Annotated in this window: 16 protein-coding genes; 5 read left to right on the forward strand and 11 right to left on the reverse strand. The window is 42.3% G+C overall.

Translation table 11 applies throughout. The annotated features are described in order from the left end of the window. Positions 1-6: 6 nt before the first annotated feature. The 8 genes from EGC86_RS04575 to EGC86_RS04610 form a co-directional block, all read right to left on the reverse strand. Positions 7-582 carry an MlaC/ttg2D family ABC transporter substrate-binding protein gene (locus tag EGC86_RS04575; protein WP_011639116.1) on the reverse strand — a complete coding sequence of 192 codons (576 nt, stop codon included), beginning with the start codon at positions 580-582 and terminating at the stop codon, positions 7-9. Then, the gene (mlaD, locus tag EGC86_RS04580; protein ID WP_102036554.1) at positions 582-1,031 is read right to left on the reverse strand and encodes an outer membrane lipid asymmetry maintenance protein MlaD; all 450 of its coding nucleotides are present in this window, start codon (positions 1,029-1,031) and stop codon (positions 582-584) included. The genes EGC86_RS04575 and mlaD overlap by 1 nt, the downstream gene beginning before the upstream one ends. Before the next feature lie 12 nt (positions 1,032-1,043). After that, positions 1,044-1,838 (reverse strand): MlaE family ABC transporter permease, encoded by a 795-nt coding sequence (locus tag EGC86_RS04585; RefSeq protein ID WP_011639118.1) that lies wholly within the window; start codon positions 1,836-1,838, stop codon positions 1,044-1,046. Further along, positions 1,838-2,635: an ABC transporter ATP-binding protein gene (locus EGC86_RS04590; RefSeq protein WP_123776768.1), complete on the reverse strand. Its 798-nt coding sequence runs from the start codon at positions 2,633-2,635 to the stop codon at positions 1,838-1,840. Before EGC86_RS04590 ends, EGC86_RS04585 begins: the two co-directional genes overlap by 1 nt. Next, positions 2,628-2,957 carry an STAS domain-containing protein gene (locus tag EGC86_RS04595; protein ID WP_011639120.1) on the reverse strand — a complete coding sequence of 110 codons (330 nt, stop codon included), beginning with the start codon at positions 2,955-2,957 and terminating at the stop codon, positions 2,628-2,630. The genes EGC86_RS04590 and EGC86_RS04595 overlap by 8 nt, the downstream gene beginning before the upstream one ends. Positions 2,958-2,963: 6 nt before the next feature. Beyond that, positions 2,964-3,365, reverse strand: coding sequence for an ATP-binding protein (locus EGC86_RS04600; protein WP_011639121.1), 402 nt, complete (start codon positions 3,363-3,365; stop codon positions 2,964-2,966). Positions 3,366-3,368: 3 nt separating this feature from the next. Further along, a complete protein-coding gene (locus tag EGC86_RS04605) occupies positions 3,369-4,166 on the reverse strand; it encodes an MlaA family lipoprotein (protein ID WP_123776769.1) in 798 nt (265 codons plus the stop codon). A 275-nt stretch (positions 4,167-4,441) separates the two neighbouring features. Then, entirely contained in the window at positions 4,442-4,660 is a 219-nt protein-coding gene (locus EGC86_RS04610) for a DUF6500 family protein (RefSeq protein WP_011639123.1), read from the reverse strand. Between the two features lie 330 nt (positions 4,661-4,990). Here EGC86_RS04610 and EGC86_RS04615 point away from each other — a divergent pair, with 330 nt between their 5' ends. Beyond that, positions 4,991-5,737 carry a phosphatase gene (locus tag EGC86_RS04615; RefSeq protein ID WP_123776770.1) on the forward strand — a complete coding sequence of 249 codons (747 nt, stop codon included), beginning with the start codon at positions 4,991-4,993 and terminating at the stop codon, positions 5,735-5,737. A 170-nt stretch (positions 5,738-5,907) separates the two neighbouring features. On the opposite strand, the gene EGC86_RS04620 is transcribed toward EGC86_RS04615, so the two are convergent. After that, positions 5,908-6,636 (reverse strand): single-stranded DNA-binding protein, encoded by a 729-nt coding sequence (locus EGC86_RS04620; RefSeq protein WP_011639125.1) that lies wholly within the window; start codon positions 6,634-6,636, stop codon positions 5,908-5,910. Positions 6,637-6,701: 65 nt separating this feature from the next. Next, entirely contained in the window at positions 6,702-8,069 is a 1,368-nt protein-coding gene (locus EGC86_RS04625) for an MFS transporter (protein WP_011639126.1), read from the reverse strand. Between the two features lie 244 nt (positions 8,070-8,313). Here EGC86_RS04625 and uvrA point away from each other — a divergent pair, with 244 nt between their 5' ends. From uvrA to EGC86_RS04640, 3 genes are all read left to right on the forward strand, one after another. Further along, the gene (gene uvrA / locus EGC86_RS04630) at positions 8,314-11,175 is read left to right on the forward strand and encodes an excinuclease ABC subunit UvrA (RefSeq protein WP_123776771.1); all 2,862 of its coding nucleotides are present in this window, start codon (positions 8,314-8,316) and stop codon (positions 11,173-11,175) included. 50 nt (positions 11,176-11,225) lie between these two features. Beyond that, complete coding sequence (locus tag EGC86_RS04635; protein WP_123776772.1) at positions 11,226-12,197, forward strand: M20/M25/M40 family metallo-hydrolase; 972 nt, start codon at positions 11,226-11,228, stop codon at positions 12,195-12,197. Positions 12,198-12,451: 254 nt separating this feature from the next. Continuing rightward, the gene (locus EGC86_RS04640) at positions 12,452-14,341 is read left to right on the forward strand and encodes a DEAD/DEAH box helicase (protein ID WP_102036559.1); all 1,890 of its coding nucleotides are present in this window, start codon (positions 12,452-12,454) and stop codon (positions 14,339-14,341) included. 337 nt (positions 14,342-14,678) lie between these two features. Here EGC86_RS04640 and EGC86_RS04645 read toward each other — a convergent pair whose 3' ends face one another. Continuing rightward, positions 14,679-15,647 carry a DMT family transporter gene (locus EGC86_RS04645; protein ID WP_123776773.1) on the reverse strand — a complete coding sequence of 323 codons (969 nt, stop codon included), beginning with the start codon at positions 15,645-15,647 and terminating at the stop codon, positions 14,679-14,681. Between the two features lie 208 nt (positions 15,648-15,855). On the opposite strand from EGC86_RS04645, the gene EGC86_RS04650 reads away from it, so the two are divergent. Then, positions 15,856-16,959 (forward strand): phosphoribosylaminoimidazolesuccinocarboxamide synthase, encoded by a 1,104-nt coding sequence (locus tag EGC86_RS04650; RefSeq protein WP_011639131.1) that lies wholly within the window; start codon positions 15,856-15,858, stop codon positions 16,957-16,959. The last annotated feature ends 366 nt before the right edge of the window (positions 16,960-17,325 follow it).

The raw sequence follows: 17,325 nt of genomic DNA on the forward strand, positions 1-17,325 counted from the left end.
AAAACCTTACGTTTGGGCTAATTTAGCAGCAAGGGCTTCATTCAAACCAGAGACACCGCTTTTTTTCAAAGTACTTTTATAGTCGTTACTAAATGTACGGATCATCGATAAACCTTCAGCAACAAAATCGTAAATTTTCCACTCATTATTACGCTGATAAAGCTGATACGAAACCGGAATAATATTTTCTTTGGTATGAATTTCGGTATCTACCGATGCATAAACCTTTTTCTTAATGGTTTCATTGGTGTAATCAACCGTTTGATTATCATATTGTTCTAGTAGCACAATATAGGTATCAACTAATACGCCTTTTAATAACACCATAAATTGGCGTTTTTCGGTATCACTTGCCTGTCTCCAATACTTACCTAACACCCGTTGTGCAGAGGCTTGTATGTCAACATGCTTTTCAATCACATCACTGAGTGATTGCTTTTTCTGTTCAACTGACAAGGTACTATCTGATGCGATACTAATGATATCTGTCACACCTAATTTAACGCGTTCTGTCGGTTCTTGTACCGCAAAAGCTACAGACGGCATCACTAACATCATGATTAAAAAAATTATTGATTTCATTATTTATCCTGACTAAACATATATTTGCTTATTAACTCTTCTATGCTGATTGATGATTCTGTTTCTATAAACTCTTCACCATCTGCCATGTTTACTTCTGAGCCACCGGTAGATATTTTAACAAATCTGTCGCCTATAATACCAGATGTACGAATGGAGGCTATCGAATCATCAGGCACAGTAATCTCATTATCTAATGATATTTTAACCACTGATTCATACGCTTGAGGGTCGTAATTAATCGATTGAATTAATCCGACGCGTACACCGGACATTTCGACAAAAGCACCTTCTTTTAAACCTGAAGAATTTTCAAATTTGGCGACTAAGGTGTAGTTACCACTATTAGAAACCGATGCTCCACCAATGGTAATTGACATAAATACCAAGGCCCCAATCCCGAATAACACAAACAGGCCGACGAGAAAATTGACGTAATTGTTTTTCATTGATACCTCTAGTTATAGCGCTAACGAGCTAACGATATAGTCACTAAACAACATAATAATTGCACTCATTACCACCGCCTGAGTGGTGCCATTGCTGACGCCTTCAGCGCCCATGTTTTTTTGATTTAGGTGTAAATAAAAGCCGTAATACAAAGGTATCCACATAATAAACAAACCAAATACCAGTGACTTTATTTGACCAACCAGCACATCTTTAAAGCTAATCGTATCCATTACACCTTGAATATACGCACCAGGACTTTCACCTTGAATGTGTACTCCAACGATATAACCACCGCCAATGCCCACCAAGTCAAACACGGCCGTTAGCATAGGCACACAAAACAACGCCGCTAATAGCCTTGGCAACATCACATAGCGGTAACTGTTAATCGCCATGCAATCAAGCGCATCAAATTGTTGCTCGTTACGCATAATACCAATTTCTGAACAGGTGGCAGAGCCAACTCGTGCAATCACCATTAATGCCGTCATTACCGGGCCCAATTCTTTAATCAGGCTCAAGGCTACTGCCGAACCCAATAAATCCACTGAACCGAAGCGCACTAAGGTATCGTAAAACTGCAGTGCTACGACCATACCGGTAAAAAGTGCGGCAACAATAATGACAATTAAAGACCGATTACCAATAAAGTATATCTGCTTAATCACTTGCTTAAATGACACCAGCCCAGTGAATAAGCTGCTGACGATACGCAGTAAAAACAATGTAGCTAAACCGATACTATCAATATTTTTACGCGTTGCAGCGCCCAAATTACTGACTGAATTAAATAAGGCATTCATTAGTTTTTATCCTTATTTAATAAACGATTTAAATAAACCTCACCATCGTCTCTTTGTGTATTAGGTTGACGGTTGATCATGTTTTGAATCCGTTCATCTGGCGAGTTTCTAATCTCATCTACGGTGCCATTAGCTACCACTTCACCAGCAAACAATACCACCACGCGATCGGCAATTTTAAATACACTTTCAAGCTCATGAGTCACCACCACTATGGTCATGTTCATGGCATCTCTTAAGGTGAGAATAAGCTCATCAAGTTCAACGGCGGTAGTGGGATCAAGCCCTGCTGAAGGTTCATCAAAAAACAGTAATTTAGGGTCCATAATAACGGCCCTAGCCAGTCCAGCTCGTTTGAGCATACCACCTGATAATTCCGAAGGCATAAGATGGCCTGTACCTGCCATGTTCATTAATTCAAGCTTCATCCGCACCATAATATCAATGGTTTGGGTATCCAACGAAGTGTTGTGTTCTAAAGGTAGCCTGACATTGTCTGCCACCGTCAGTGAACTCAGTAGTGCGCCACCTTGAAAAGCCACGCCCATTTTTTTGCGTAAGTTACGTAATTGCTTATTTTTGGCCGTAAAAATATTCACACCATCAATCATGATAGTGCCTGATGTAGGGGTTTTAAGCCCAAGCATATGGTTAAGCAAGGTACTTTTGCCAGAACCAGAACCGCCCATCACAACCAAAATTTCGCCGGGGTTGACCTCTAAATTGACGTCTTTGAGTACATGAGTGTCGCCATATTGGGCAAACAAATGCTCTACTGTAATAATAGGCTTAACCATTGTTACTCACAGCACTTACTGAATCAGCTAAGTTAAACACCGTGTTTAAACGGGTTAGTTGCAGTACTTGAAGCGGTGAACCGTTGGCACCAACGATATGAAATTCAGTGTCATTTTCTCTGGCTTCATTGAAGGCTTCAACCAGTGAAGCCATGCCTGAACTATCGATATATTGCAGGTGGGTGAAGTCGACAATGATATTATTTTTACTCTTAATTAATTTTATGATGTCGAGTTTGATACTGCGAGAGTTGCTCAGATCGACCTCGCCATAAAGCTTAACTACTTGGTAATTGTTATGTGTCTCAATTTCAATATTCATTTAATATCACTCAAATTTAACCGTCAGTTCTAGCCAGTTACCTTTGCCTTTATGTGGGATAAGTCTTACTTTTTCAGCCACATAATGAATAAGACAAAGGCCTAACCCACCTGGTTTACATAAATTGTTTTCTGCCGGTGTTAATTGCTTGTCAGTAATCTGCGAACACACATCTTTAATCACAAATAGCGCATGCTCATCATCACTGCTGACCACTATTTCTATACAGCCCTTTTTCGACATGTGATAACCATGACGAATAACATTGGCGCAAGCCTCATCAACGGCTAATACGATTTCATTGACTTTACCTTCGCTAAAAGGAAAATCGCGGCATGCATCTACCACAAATTCGCGAATATTTTTTAATTCACTCGTACAAGATGAAAACGTTTTGATGTTTGACATTGGCTAGTCCGTTATCTCCAAATCAGTGTTGTGGTCTAATTTGTCGTCTGCAGGTGCGTCATTTAATAGCTCATCATCTAATAGTTCATCATCAAACTCTAGATCAAATTCGTCAGATTCAGTCTCATCGACTTTACCGTCATTAACCAAGTGAGCATCTCGCTGCAAATAGACATCTTTAACATAGCCATAAGGATCTAACGATCCGTCTAATATGGGTTCATATTGCTTAAATTCAATCCGACTGTCTAAACCTTCCAGCACAAACTTTCCGGCCCTTTGTTCAAACGACAGAATAGATAAGGGATAAACAAACACATCAACAAAATCACCGACGGTATTACGTGCAGTACTGGCACCATAAACAGGCCACATAATAAAAGGTCCGTTGCCAATACCCCAAACACCAAAGGTTTGCGCAAATGTTTCTTCTTTTTTCATTAATCCCATATCGGTAGCTGGATCAAAAAGCCCCACAAGGCCGATTGTCGTGTTGACCACAAAACGTAAAACACTGCTACCGCTGTCGGTAACTTTCCATTGTAAGAGGTTATTTACTGCGTAAAGAGGTTCACTTAGGTTGGATAGCAGATTTGTCACACCTTGTCGGATCGGCTGAGGGATGGTTTCATAGCCTTCTGCTGCTGGTTTTAAAGCATATTTGTCCATAACCTGGTAATTAAAATCCCAGCTTTTTCGATTAACCGCTTCGAATGGATCACCCGGTGTTGAGGTGCTAGCACAGCCGCTAAAAAATAATAAAGTGGCACCAATAACTAACAATCGACCAATTATTCCCACTCATTCCTCCGGCTTTTTTCAAAAAATATATGCTAAAAATATCGGTATTAAACACGACATTTAGTATCGTTAACATCACTCAAGAGTGAAAATATAACATTAAAACGGTCAAAACTATTAGCACAACTTTGATTGATCGTTCAAAAATGAATTATACCATCACTCCATCGACCAAATGGACTATTTTATATCGCTAGGAATCGTTTAACCTATGTATCGGTTACTTATTGAATATTGGTCAAAATTGCTCTGTTGCGAATAATTTCATCCGGCTGTTACAAGCCATTTTGAATCATTTGTTTAATTTTGTGAGCCTTCACAAAATGATCCAATTGATGTGTTTGAATCCACCATGTCGCTGCTTCCATCAATAATTGAGGATTATCATTTTTGTTGGCAAAAAATGCATAAAATGACAAACCGACGTTATCACCTTTAGCCGCGATTTTTTTGTCACACACTTCAATAATTTTCGATCTTAGTTCCGCTCTCATTATATCCTCAATCACTCGAAATTAATTTACTTAAAATGGCCTGCATCTTGTTAGTTTTTTGATGTGTAGATAGCGTTACGTTTAACACATCATTCAATAACAACCAAAACACTAGCCATAAATACTAACCATAAATACTATGCTAAAAAGTCATCGCCTCTGAACAATAAAAAACCGTTAAAGCATCGTTATACTTGTCAGCTAAACATTAAAATAACGTGTCACTTAGTGAAGAGCTTTACTATTTTAGTTGGAGAGATCATAGAGAACACTCTAGTAACGGAGTAGACTTGATGCCTACTGTTTTTGATTCAGAGAACGAGACTTGCCATGAAATTCCTTGTTGATATTCACGCGCATACTATAGCGTCAACTCACGCTTATAGTACCTTCCATGATTACCTTTGTGTTGCGAAAGCCAAAGGTATTAAGTTATTCGCCATTACCGATCATGGCCCAGATATGGCTGATGCGCCCCATTTTTGGCACTTTGTAAATATGAGAGTGTTACCTAGAATTGTTGACGGTGTCGGCGTGCTGCGCGGCATTGAAGCGAATATCAAAAATGAACATGGCGAGATTGATTTTTTTGGTGATTATTTAAAAGAACTCGATATTGTGTTGGCAGGTTTTCATGAACCCGTTTTCCCACCATCGACTAAAGAGGCTCACACTACAGCACTTATTAACTGTATTGAAAGTGGTAATGTCGACATTATTACTCACCCAGGCAACCCTGCTTATCCAATCGATATTAAGCGCGTCGCCTGTGCCGCTGCCAAACATAACGTGGCGCTAGAGATAAATAACTCCTCTTTTTTGACGTCCAGAAAAGGCAGTACATGTAACTGTATTGAAATCGCCAATGCAGTAAAAGCAGCAGATGGATTGCTCGTTATGGGTTCTGACTCACACGTTGCTTTTAGCTTAGGAGAGTTTGAAAAAGCCATTGAGGTCATTGAAACAGTGGAATTTCCAATTGAACGCTTACTGAACCGTAGCCCCGAAGCGTTGTTGAGCTTTTTGACGGCGAGAGGTCATAAGTCACTTGATGAATACTCAGCTTTAATCGAATAAACATTTTATATCTCAAAACTGCCACAGTGAAATTTGGAGCATAAGAATACGGCTGGCAGACAGCTGAATTATTATCCTAACTTCCCTAGTATAGAAAAACAAAAAGGCCTGCAAACGCAGGCCTTAAAGGTTTTAATCAACACATTATATTGTGTAATATCAAGTGTGAATTAGAACGGAATATCGTCATCCCAGCCTTCATCTAAATCTGGAGTGAAGTTCTGTTGTGGCTGTGGTGCTGGACGCTGTGCAGGAGCATTTTGTTGTTGGAAATTCCCCTGAGGTGCAGCTGCTGGCTTTGGTGCATAAGCAGGTGCAGCTTGTTGCGCTGGCGCAGATTGTTGCTGGTAACCACCACCTTGCTGGCCAGCATTAGGCTGAGCTTGGTAAGCGGCATTACCTGCGGCTGGCGCAGTTTGATTGTATTGCGCTTGTGGCGGACGAGCTTGAGGCGCTGGTGCAGGACGAGACTGTTGTTGTCCCATATTTTGTCCGGCGTTTTGACCAGAGCTTTGGCCTTGCCCTTGATATTGACCACCACCGGCATTATCACCTGAGTTGCGGCTGTCTAACATTTGCATTTCCATAGCGTTGATTTCAGTCTTATAACGGTCTTGACCGGTAGTCTGATCCTGCCACTTACTGGTTTGCAATTTGCCTTCTAAATATACTTTAGAGCCTTTCTTTAAGTACTCGCCAGCAATTTCCGCAAGACGACGATACATAACAATGTTGTGCCACTCGGTACGTTCTTGCATTTGACCTTGTTGGTCTTTCCACGACTCACTTGTCGCTATAGTAAAGTTGGCAACAGCATTGCCGTTTGGCATGTAACGAACCTCAGGATCTTTACCTAAGTTACCGACCAAAATCACTTTATTCACACCACGACTAGCCATCGAAATCTCCTGAGATTTTTATCTGTTTACTTTAACTGAATACTAAGCTTAATGATCTACACGATCTAATTCACAGAGCCTAACACAGCTCGCGCTTCGCTTAAATTGAATTTATCATCGACCTTTAAATAAGCCACTTTCTCTTCGAGCACCACAATGGCTTCTACAACGCCGATTAACTGTGACAGTTTACTGGCCATATCTTGTGCATCGCTTCTATCTTTTACTGTAGCTTCAAGCGTATAGCTTTTCAATAACACAGGCTTTTGCATGCCAATGGTCAAAAATAACCACACACACATTAGCCCTAGCGCAACAAAAAACACCCCAGATGCGCCTACAAGTTGATAAGCTCCACCGCCTAACATGCCGCCACAAAATGCGCCTAAAAACTGGCTAGTTGAATACACGCCCATTGCTGAACCTTTATCGCCAACAGGACAAAACTTAGCAATCAAACTCGGCAGTGATGCTTCAAGGTAATTAAAGCCGGTGAAAAATAACACTACCGCACCACTTAACACCCAAAGGTTATCGGCATAAAACCCCATCGCGGCAAGTGACACCATCATGATCATTAACGACAATTGGAACATGGTTTTGGTGTTGTTGCGTTTCACCCCAATGATAATTAACGGCACCATTAAGAAAAATGCGCCAACAAAAGCGGGGAAGTACAACATCCAATGCTTTTCTTTGACTAAACCGGCATCCACTAAATCGAGCGGCAATGCCACAAACACAGCAGTGAGCACTAAATGCAGAATAAAAATGCCAGCATCTAGGCGAAATAACTGCGGGTCTAACAACATACGTTTTAATTTTGTCGGAGTCGCGACCGTATCGCCTTTAGGTGCTTGGCTAATAGGATTGGGAACAAAAAACTGTACAATTAACATGCCTAATACCGCTAATACTGCGGTTAATAAAAACAGCCCCGTTAAGCCCATGTATTGCGCCACAATAGGCCCGACCAATAATGACAAGGCAAATGAAAAGCCAATACACATGCCGATAATCGCCATGACTTTAGTGCGTTGCTCGTCTCGGGTTAAATCGGCGGCAAGTGCTAATACTGCGGCAGCTATTGCGCCCATACCTTGTACTGCACGACCAAACACCACCCCGTAAATGTGATCAGATGATGCGGCAATTAAACTACCAATGGCAAACAATACCAAGCCACCTAGAATAATCGGCTTACGTCCGTATTTATCGGACAGAATGCCCATTGGTATTTGTAAAAAAGCTTGAGTTAATCCGTACGCACCAATGGCAATACCCACCCATAGCGGCGAAAAGCCTTCGAGGTGCTGACCATACAGCGCGAAGACAGGCATAATCATAAACAATCCCATCATTCGTAAACCAAACACACTGGCTAACGAAAATGCGACCTTTTTCTCCATACCCGACAGTCCATTACTGGCCATGCTGTTGCCCTTTGATAAGTAATTCAACAATATTATAAGGTGCGCATATTATCACAGCGCCATAAATTAGCTCAAAAGGAAATCACAGTTTTTGATATAAGGTGTTTTATCTGCACATGTTAAACTTTAGCGGAGTTTGATGCGTACCATAAAACCACCATAGTCAAAATTGATATGAAGTCCCCCAACAAACTATGCGATACTGATCGCTGTTTTGTTTTACATAAGTCATAGAGTGATATAGATGGATAAAATTGAAATACGCGGTGCCAGAACCCACAATCTTAAGAACATCAATCTAACCATTCCCCGTGACAAACTCATTGTGATAACTGGGTTATCCGGTTCAGGAAAATCATCATTAGCCTTCGATACTTTGTATGCAGAAGGCCAACGTCGTTATGTCGAATCGCTGTCGGCGTATGCACGTCAATTCTTGAGCTTAATGGAAAAACCCGATGTTGATCATATTGAAGGCTTAAGCCCTGCCATTTCAATTGAGCAAAAATCAACCTCGCACAATCCACGATCTACGGTCGGTACCATTACCGAAATCTATGACTATTTACGCTTGTTGTTTGCCCGTGTGGGTGAGCCTCGCTGCCCAACGCATAATCAACCCTTGTCGGCGCAAACAGTCAGCCAGATGGTTGATAAAGTGTTGGCGATGCCAGCAGACAGCCGTCAAATGCTGCTTGCTCCAGTGGTTAACGACCGTAAAGGTGAACACGTTAAGCTGCTTGAAAGCTTATCGGCACAAGGCTACATCCGCGCCCGTATTGACGGTGAAGTGTGTGACTTAACGGATCCTCCAACATTAGATTTGCACATCAAACATACTATTGAAGTGGTTGTCGATCGCTTCAAAGTACGCGAAGACATGAAACAGCGTTTGGCTGAGTCGTTTGAAACCGCTTTAGAATTATCTGGTGGCATTGCAAAAATTGCCAGTATGGATGATAGCAAAGCCGAAGAACTGATATTTTCAGCTAATTTCGCGTGTCCGCATTGTGGCTATTCGATGGCCGAACTTGAGCCGCGTATTTTCTCGTTTAACAATCCGGCCGGTGCTTGTCAAACTTGTGATGGTTTAGGTGTACAGCAGTTTTTTGACCCTGAGCGAGTAATTGCTAATGATGAACTCTCATTAGCAGGCGGCGCGATTAGAGGTTGGGACCGACGCAACTTTTACTATTTCCAGATGCTCAGCTCGCTAGCCGAACATTATAAGTTTGATGTTGAGAAGCCATATGCCGAACTAAGCGACAAAGTTAGAAAGATCGTCTTATATGGTTCAGGCAAACAAAATATTGCCTTTAAATACATTAATGACCGCGGCGATGTTGTGATCCGTAATCATCCGTTTGAGGGCATTTTAAATAATATGGATCGCCGTTATCGTGAAACCGAAAGTAACTCGGTGCGCGATGAGCTGTCTAAATTTATTAACATGCAGCCGTGTAACAGCTGTGGTGGTTCGCGTTTACGTGAAGAAGCCCGTAACGTATTTATTGGTGAGTTAAACCTACCGCAACTGACCATTTGGTCGATTGGCGAAGCTAAAGAATACTTCGACACCGTAGTGTTTGAAGGCCAACGCGCGCAAATTGCCGAGAAAATATTAAAAGAGATCAGTCAACGCCTTGGCTTCTTGGTCAATGTGGGGCTTAACTATTTAAGCTTGTCGCGCTCAGCTGAAACCTTATCGGGTGGCGAGGCGCAACGTATTCGCTTAGCCAGCCAAATTGGTGCGGGGTTAGTGGGCGTAATGTACGTGCTTGATGAGCCTTCAATTGGTTTGCATCAACGCGATAACGAACGTTTATTACAAACCCTTATCCATCTGCGTGATTTAGGCAATACCGTGATTGTGGTTGAACATGATGAAGATGCGATTCGCTTAGCGGATCACATTATCGATATTGGCCCTGGTGCTGGTGTACATGGTGGTGAAGTGATTTGTGACGGGACCCTAGAAGATATTCTTAACTGTGAAGAGTCGGTTACGGGCCAATATATTTCCGGTAAAAAGCAAATTCACATTAGTGACCAGCGCACCCCTATCGATCCGAAAAAGGTGATTGAGTTATTTGGCGCATCGGGTAATAACCTAAGAGATGTTGATTTAACCATTCCAGTTGGATTGTTTACCAGTGTTACTGGCGTATCGGGTTCAGGTAAATCAACACTGATTAACGACACCTTCTTTAAAATTGCCCATCGGATGCTCAATGGCGCTACCGTTGATGAACCTGCACCCTACAGAAGCATTGAAGGCATGGATCATTGCGATAAAGTAGTCGATATTGATCAAAGCCCTATTGGTCGTACGCCACGCTCGAACCCTGCCACCTATACGGGTATTTTCACCCCAATACGTGAACTGTTTGCTGGCACACAAGAATCGCGCACCCGTGGTTATCAGGTGGGTCGCTTCTCGTTTAACGTCAAGGGCGGTCGTTGTGAAGCCTGCCAAGGTGATGGGTTAATTAAAGTGGAAATGCACTTTTTACCTGATGTTTATGTGCCTTGTGATTCGTGTAAAGGTAAGCGTTATAACCGCGAAACCTTAGAAGTAAAATACAAAGGCAAAAACATTCACGAAGTGCTGCAAATGACGGTTGAAGATGCTCGTGGCTATTTTGATGCGATTCCATCTATTTCACGTAAATTGCAAACCTTAATGGATGTCGGCTTGTCGTACATTCGCTTAGGACAAAGCGCGACAACCTTATCTGGCGGTGAAGCTCAGCGCGTTAAACTGGCCAAAGAGTTGTCTAAACGCGATACAGGTAAAACCTTATACATTTTAGATGAACCCACTACAGGGCTTCACTTTGCCGATATTCAACTATTGTTAGAAGTACTGCATCGCTTAAAGTCTCATGGCAACACTGTTGTGGTGATTGAGCATAATCTAGATGTGATTAAAACCGCAGATTGGATTATCGATTTAGGCCCTGAAGGTGGTGCTGGCGGTGGCATGATTTTAGCTGCAGGCACTCCAGAAGAAGTAGCAGAGCACCCAGAGTCTCATACTGCGAGATTCTTAAAGCCGATGTTGGCGCTTCACAGCAAACGTATAAAGGCTAAAAAAGCCAAATAACACGCTGAGATCAAATACCAAACCTTAGGTGAATAAGAGGAGAACACACTATGTTTACTACTCAAATTCACCTTAAGGTATTGGCTATGATGTTATTGTGCGGCTTACTCAATGCCTGCAGCGAAACACCTCAACAATGCTCGTCAGCTATTATCACCACTTGGTCTAGCGCCCATCAGCAAATTACTCAAGATATCACCACACTGAGTTCCACTGAATTTCAAGGCCGTAAGACAACCACCGAAGGCGCCCGCCTGACTCAAGAGTATTTAATCAAACGATTTACAGAAATGGGATTACAACCCTGGCAGCCAACTTTTGCCGTCCCGTTTAGCTTTCAACATCAATTTTCAACTGTTTCTGGGGTCAATATTATTGCCACTATTGCGGCAAAAAATAGCTCAAACCGATGGCGAGTGATTACAGCTCATTATGATCACTTAGGTCAAACGGCCAGTAAAATGTATCCAGGTGCTGATGATAATGCCTCAGGCATTGCCGGAATGATGGCAATTGCAGCCCAATGGCAGGAAAATCCACCGTTAGATGATGTTAATTTGATGATTGTCGCAACCGACGCTGAAGAACCCGGCTTATATGGTAGCTATGCATTAGTGACGTTATTGCAGCAATACCCACTTATGGACATTGAGCTAAGCGTAAACTTGGACATGATAGGTCATCCAGATCGTCGTAGAGCAATCTACATGGAAGGGCAAAAAAATCTGTCAAATTTTGAGTCAATCAAACCATTGTTGATGCAACAGACCCAATTATGTATTCGAACTCATCACACAAATTTACTAAGTGGCCGGATGAAAAAAAGTGATTGGCTCAGAGCGTCAGACCACTATCCATTTCATAAAGCTGGCTACTCCTGGGTGTATTTTGGCGTGCCACCCCACGCGCAATATCACACGGCCGACGACACAATAGCCACGTTAGACATCGACTTTATAGTGGCGGTTGCTGAAACAGTATATCAAATGCTCAGTATCGATAAGCTGACCAAGGCCCCATAAACAGCCTAATTCACGCCAACAAATGTTCATTTTTCAACCAATTAACAAATCTTAAAAATCAAGAATCAGGCCAATCTTAAACTAGAATAGGCAATTTAATGTTTATTTTCAGTTTTTACGTGGTCAACACGCTTTGTTGCTGCTATAATACGCCCCCTTATCGGCGCGGGAAATCGACACGGGGTTGATTTTCTGTCTGTGAAACTTTAGCACGAGCTTCCGAACTTCGTGCGCATCCACAAGGCTACAACTCAATGTCATCTGAAAGAACTTTCCGCGAACTCGGCCTGTCTGAGTCTTTGTTGCGTTCGCTTGACGAGTTAGGTTATGAAAACCCTACTCCTATTCAAGCTGCTAGTATCGACCCGCTTATGGCTGGTAAAGATATTATCGGTCAAGCACAAACCGGTACCGGTAAAACAGGCGCGTTTGCCCTGCCTTTACTAAACAAAATCGACATGAAAATCAACGCTCCACAGATTTTAGTGTTAGCACCAACCCGCGAATTAGCGGTTCAAGTTGCCGAAGCATTTGGTAGTTATGCCAAATTCATGAAAGGCTTCCACGTACTACCGATTTACGGTGGTCAAAGCATGCAACAACAATTAAACGCCCTTAAGCGTGGACCACAAGTAATTGTTGGTACTCCTGGTCGTGTAATGGATCACATGCGTCGTGGCACATTAAAGCTAGATAATCTAAAAGCCTTAGTATTAGACGAAGCCGATGAAATGCTAAAAATGGGCTTCATCGATGATATCGAATGGGTATTAGAGCACAAGCCTGCTGACAGCCAACTTGCATTATTCTCTGCCACTATGCCTGAGCAAATTAAGCGTGTTGCAGCTAAGCACTTAACAAACCCAGTGAACATCAGCATAGCGTCTAGCCAGACAACTGTTGAGTCTATCGACCAACGTTATGTGCAAGTATCACAACACAACAAACTAGAAGCGTTAGTACGTGTTTTAGAAGTTGAAAATACTGAAGGTATTATCATCTTCGTTCGTACCCGTAACAGCTGTGTTGAATTAGCCGAAAAATTAGAAGCCCGTGGTTATGCTTCATCTCCATTACATGGTGACATGAATCAACAAGCACGTGAACGTGCTGTTGAGCAGCTTAAGCGCGGCAAGTTAGACATTTTAATCGCGACTGACGTTGCGGCACGTGGTCTAGACGTTGAACGTATTGGACACGTAGTAAACTACGATATTCCTTATGATTCAGAAGCCTATGTTCACCGTATCGGTCGTACAGGTCGTGCTGGTCGTACTGGTATGGCAATCCTATTTGTAACCAATCGTGAAATGCGCATGTTACGCACTATCGAACGCGCTACAAACAGCCGTATTTCGCCAATGAAAGTGCCTAGCCCTGAATCAGTTGCAGAGCGTCGTTTATCTCGTTTAGGCGAACAAATCCAAGAAACCATTAACGGCGACTTAGATTTCATGAAAAACGCTGTAGCTGAATTATGTCAACAGCTTGAAGTTGATACCGATTTACTAGCTGCTGCGTTGTTACAACAAGTACAACAAGAGCGTCCACTACAGTTACCAACTATTACCGAACGTCAACGTGATTCACGTGACGAGCGTAGTGATCGTGGTAGCGACCGTGGTGACCGCAATAGCAGCGACCGTCCACGTCGTGAACGCAGTGACCGTGGCGAGCGTAGTAGCCGTCCAGCACCAAATAGCTTTGGTGATGCAGAAGGCTTAAAAGATAACCCAGACGTGAAAATGAATCGTTATGTTATCGATGTAGGTCGTGAAAATGGTGTTGGTGTAGGTAACATCGTTGGCGCTATTGCTAACGAAGCAAACATCGATAGCCGTTTCATTGGTCAAATCCAATTGTTTGATCAAGTCACAACGGTTGATTTACCAGACGGAATGCCTAAAGATATCCTTTCACACCTAAGAAAAGTGCGTGTGTGTGGTCGTCCTTTAAACATTCGTGAAGCGGGTGATGAAGTGTTTGCTGACACGACTCGCGGCGCAGGCGCTCCACGTCGCCCACGTAGTGATCGTGCTCGTAGTGACCGTCCACGTACTGATCGCCCAGCGGGTGATCGTCCGGCTAGTGACCGCCCTGCAAGTGCAGAGCGTCGTCCACGTAAGCCACGTGACAACGGTTAATCATTCAGTTGAATGACACAAAAAATGGAGCCTAAGGGCTCCATTTTTGTTTTCTGCGTTTGGTTAAAGCAATTCTTTATAAGCTAAAAATGATAAAACCAATTAACACTAATTAATTTGGTTACTGCAAGAATGTAGGTAATATTATCATTCTCGAATGAATTAACCCGATAGGTAATATAAATGGATTTTTTAGTCGTCGTTGCACAAATATTTGGCTTAACGCTCTATTACCTTGCTAAGCATAGTTAATCCCATCAACAGTACTCATTAAATAACACTCATACTGCAACAGCACTAACTTAAACTAAACTGCATTGGCTTACAGTCAATTTAACTACAATACAGTCCTGAACGCTTTTGCCTGTTTACGCTTTTGATACATAGGCACAATTTGCACCACAAATACCGCACACACAATCAGCACTATCCCCATAAATGACAATACATCGATGTTCGCAGTGGTAAACACCCCGCTCCACCAGCCAAAACTGACCACCAATTCGGTAGCACTAAAACTCAATACCGGCGTTAACGATAACATCGCACTCACTTGCGCAGTGGGCCAATAATGTAAAGCTTGACCAAAACAGCCGTACGCAATCAAAGTATTGGCACCGCAAAAAAGTACTATCCACCATTGATCGAGCGTCATCGCTTCAAACTGACTAAAGTCACTCAATGGCGCCATAAGCACAATGCCTAATGCATAGATAAATAACAGCACATTGCTCGGCGATAACCGTTGGCTTACCGACTTTTGTAATAAGGCATAGCTGGTCCACGAGATCACCGAAAACTGCACAATCATAATCCCAACCAACACTTGGTGATCGCTCGTTTGTTCCAAATCGAGCTGCGGGTGGAAAAACATCAGCATGCCCAGTCCAAGCGTGGCAAAACAACTTAGCTGAAATGCATTGAAACGCTCTTTGAAAAACAACACCCCACCAAATGCCAAGAAAAAAGGCGCGGTTTGAAAGTTAAGCTGGGCAGTACCTGGGGCTAAATATCCTAACGAATAAACAAACGACACGTAATTGCACATCAACAGCACGCCAGCGAGCACCAATTTCAACCATACTAATGAAGGTAAACCGACAAATTGACGTAATGCACCTAAGCGCCATTGAATTAACAAGGTCACGACTAATGCCATGACAAACCGAAACCAGGTCAACGTCACTGGTGTAATAAATCCACCCGATAGCTTTAATGCTATAGGCAAAATACCCCAGAAGAATACTGCTATAGAAACAAATATCAGTCCTAAACGGGTATTCTCGCTTGCTTGTTCACTGTTCACGTTGGTTTATCCATCACATCATTAAGGCGTGAATTCTGCCTGATTAACCCAATAAAGTCTTTATCAAGAAAGGCTAACCTTACCCTTGATTGTTCGCATAACAAAAAAGCCTATTTCAACACCTCCTTTTATCGTGCAAACGCATTGAATGCAGGTAAAATAGCCGCCATAAAAACCCTTTGTACCCTACTACCTAAGGAACACTCGCATGAGTCTTGCCGATTCCGTTCTTGCCGTGAACAATGATTTACCTATCCGTACCGACAAGCCTGTCCACAGTGGCAAAGTACGCAGTGTTTACTGGTTAACCGACACCGATAGCCGTCGCTTAATTCGCGACAAAGGTTACGATGTACCTGAAGATACTCCGCTAGCGATTATGGTGATCAGCGACAGGATCTCGGCGTTCGATTGTATTTTTCATGGCGAAGGTGACTTGCAAGGTATTCCAGGTAAAGGCGCTGCACTGAATGCGATTTCAAATCATTGGTTTGGTTTATTTGCCGAAAATGGTTTAGCCGACAGCCACATTCTAGATATTCCGCATCCTTTTGTATGGATAGTGCAAAAAGCCCGTCCAATTAAAGTAGAAGCGATTTGCCGTCAATACATTACCGGCTCAATGTGGCGTGCTTATTCAAAAGGCGAACGGGTATTTTGCGGTATCACCTTGCCAGAAGGGTTAAGCAAAGATCAAAAACTGCCAGAGTTACTGATCACTCCATCAACCAAAGGGATTTTAACCGGTATCCCAGGTGTGCCAGCGCAAGATGACGTTAACATTAGCCGTAGTGATATTGAAGCCAACTACCAAGCCTTTGGATTTGAAAAACCACAAGATATCGACTTGTATGAAACCTTGCTAAAGCAAGGCTTTAAAGTAATTTCAGATGCGCTAGCAAAGCTCGATCAAGTGTTTGTCGATACTAAGTTTGAGTTTGGCTACGTCAATGACAAAAATGGCCAATCAAAACTGATTTACATGGATGAAGTCGGTACGCCTGATTCATCACGTATTTGGGACGGAGCCGCTTATCGTGAGGGCAAGATTGTTGAAAACTCAAAAGAAGGCTTCCGCCAGTTCTTACTGAATCATTTTGACGATGCCGACATTTTGCTAAACAAAGACAGAATGCCAGAACGTGAAGCGCTTGCTCGTGACAATGACTTACCATTAGACGCAATGATGAATGTATCTCGCACTTATATAGGTGTTGCAGAAAAAGTCACAGGTTCAAGCATTCCATTACCAGCCAATCCAAAAGCTGACATTATTAAAGTGTTACGTGAACAGTATGATTTAATTGTGTAAATTAATTTAACGGTATAATAAATAAGGCGCTAATAGCGCCTTATTTATTATTAGCTGACCCAATTAATGCCTATCAAAAAAGATTATCTCCTTCCTAAAAACCATTGCCAGTAACTCACGCTGTATGTTCGCTTAGTACCTTTTCACCACTTAATACCCTTTCGCTGCTTAACAAGCTCAACGACAGCATCACCTAGCAAAAAATTCCCCGCGCTAACCAAAATTTACAATACTTACAATTGTAAATGATAATGATTTCTATTTGATGTTTCTGTATCATCATGGCGGTTGAATAATTACGCTACAAAAACCGACTTGGTAAACACTCAGAACATGGATTCGTTCATAGCAGTAAAAGATGATAAC

It is taken from the genome of Shewanella frigidimarina, from assembly GCF_003797125.1.
GTDB classification, from domain to species: Bacteria; Pseudomonadota; Gammaproteobacteria; order Enterobacterales; family Shewanellaceae; genus Shewanella; species Shewanella frigidimarina.

Bases quoted from the DNA above. Each gene is read 5' to 3' on its own strand.
- EGC86_RS04620 (WP_011639125.1), bottom strand. From the start codon at position 6,636: ATGGCTAGTCGTGGTGTGAATAAAGTGATTTTGGTCGGTAACTTAGGT.
- uvrA (WP_123776771.1), top strand. From the start codon at position 8,314: ATGGATAAAATTGAAATACGCGGTGCCAGAACCCACAATCTTAAGAAC.
- EGC86_RS04625 (WP_011639126.1), bottom strand. From the start codon at position 8,069: ATGGCCAGTAATGGACTGTCGGGTATGGAGAAAAAGGTCGCATTTTCG.
- EGC86_RS04595 (WP_011639120.1), bottom strand. From the start codon at position 2,957: ATGAATATTGAAATTGAGACACATAACAATTACCAAGTAGTTAAGCTT.
- EGC86_RS04585 (WP_011639118.1), bottom strand. From the start codon at position 1,838: ATGAATGCCTTATTTAATTCAGTCAGTAATTTGGGCGCTGCAACGCGT.
- EGC86_RS04610 (WP_011639123.1), bottom strand. From the start codon at position 4,660: ATGAGAGCGGAACTAAGATCGAAAATTATTGAAGTGTGTGACAAAAAA.
- EGC86_RS04635 (WP_123776772.1), top strand. From the start codon at position 11,226: ATGTTTACTACTCAAATTCACCTTAAGGTATTGGCTATGATGTTATTG.
- EGC86_RS04650 (WP_011639131.1), top strand. From the start codon at position 15,856: ATGAGTCTTGCCGATTCCGTTCTTGCCGTGAACAATGATTTACCTATC.
- EGC86_RS04575 (WP_011639116.1), bottom strand. From the start codon at position 582: ATGAAATCAATAATTTTTTTAATCATGATGTTAGTGATGCCGTCTGTA.
- EGC86_RS04640 (WP_102036559.1), top strand. From the start codon at position 12,452: ATGTCATCTGAAAGAACTTTCCGCGAACTCGGCCTGTCTGAGTCTTTG.
- EGC86_RS04600 (WP_011639121.1), bottom strand. From the start codon at position 3,365: ATGTCAAACATCAAAACGTTTTCATCTTGTACGAGTGAATTAAAAAAT.
- EGC86_RS04615 (WP_123776770.1), top strand. From the start codon at position 4,991: ATGAAATTCCTTGTTGATATTCACGCGCATACTATAGCGTCAACTCAC.
- mlaD (WP_102036554.1), bottom strand. From the start codon at position 1,031: ATGAAAAACAATTACGTCAATTTTCTCGTCGGCCTGTTTGTGTTATTC.
- EGC86_RS04590 (WP_123776768.1), bottom strand. From the start codon at position 2,635: ATGGTTAAGCCTATTATTACAGTAGAGCATTTGTTTGCCCAATATGGC.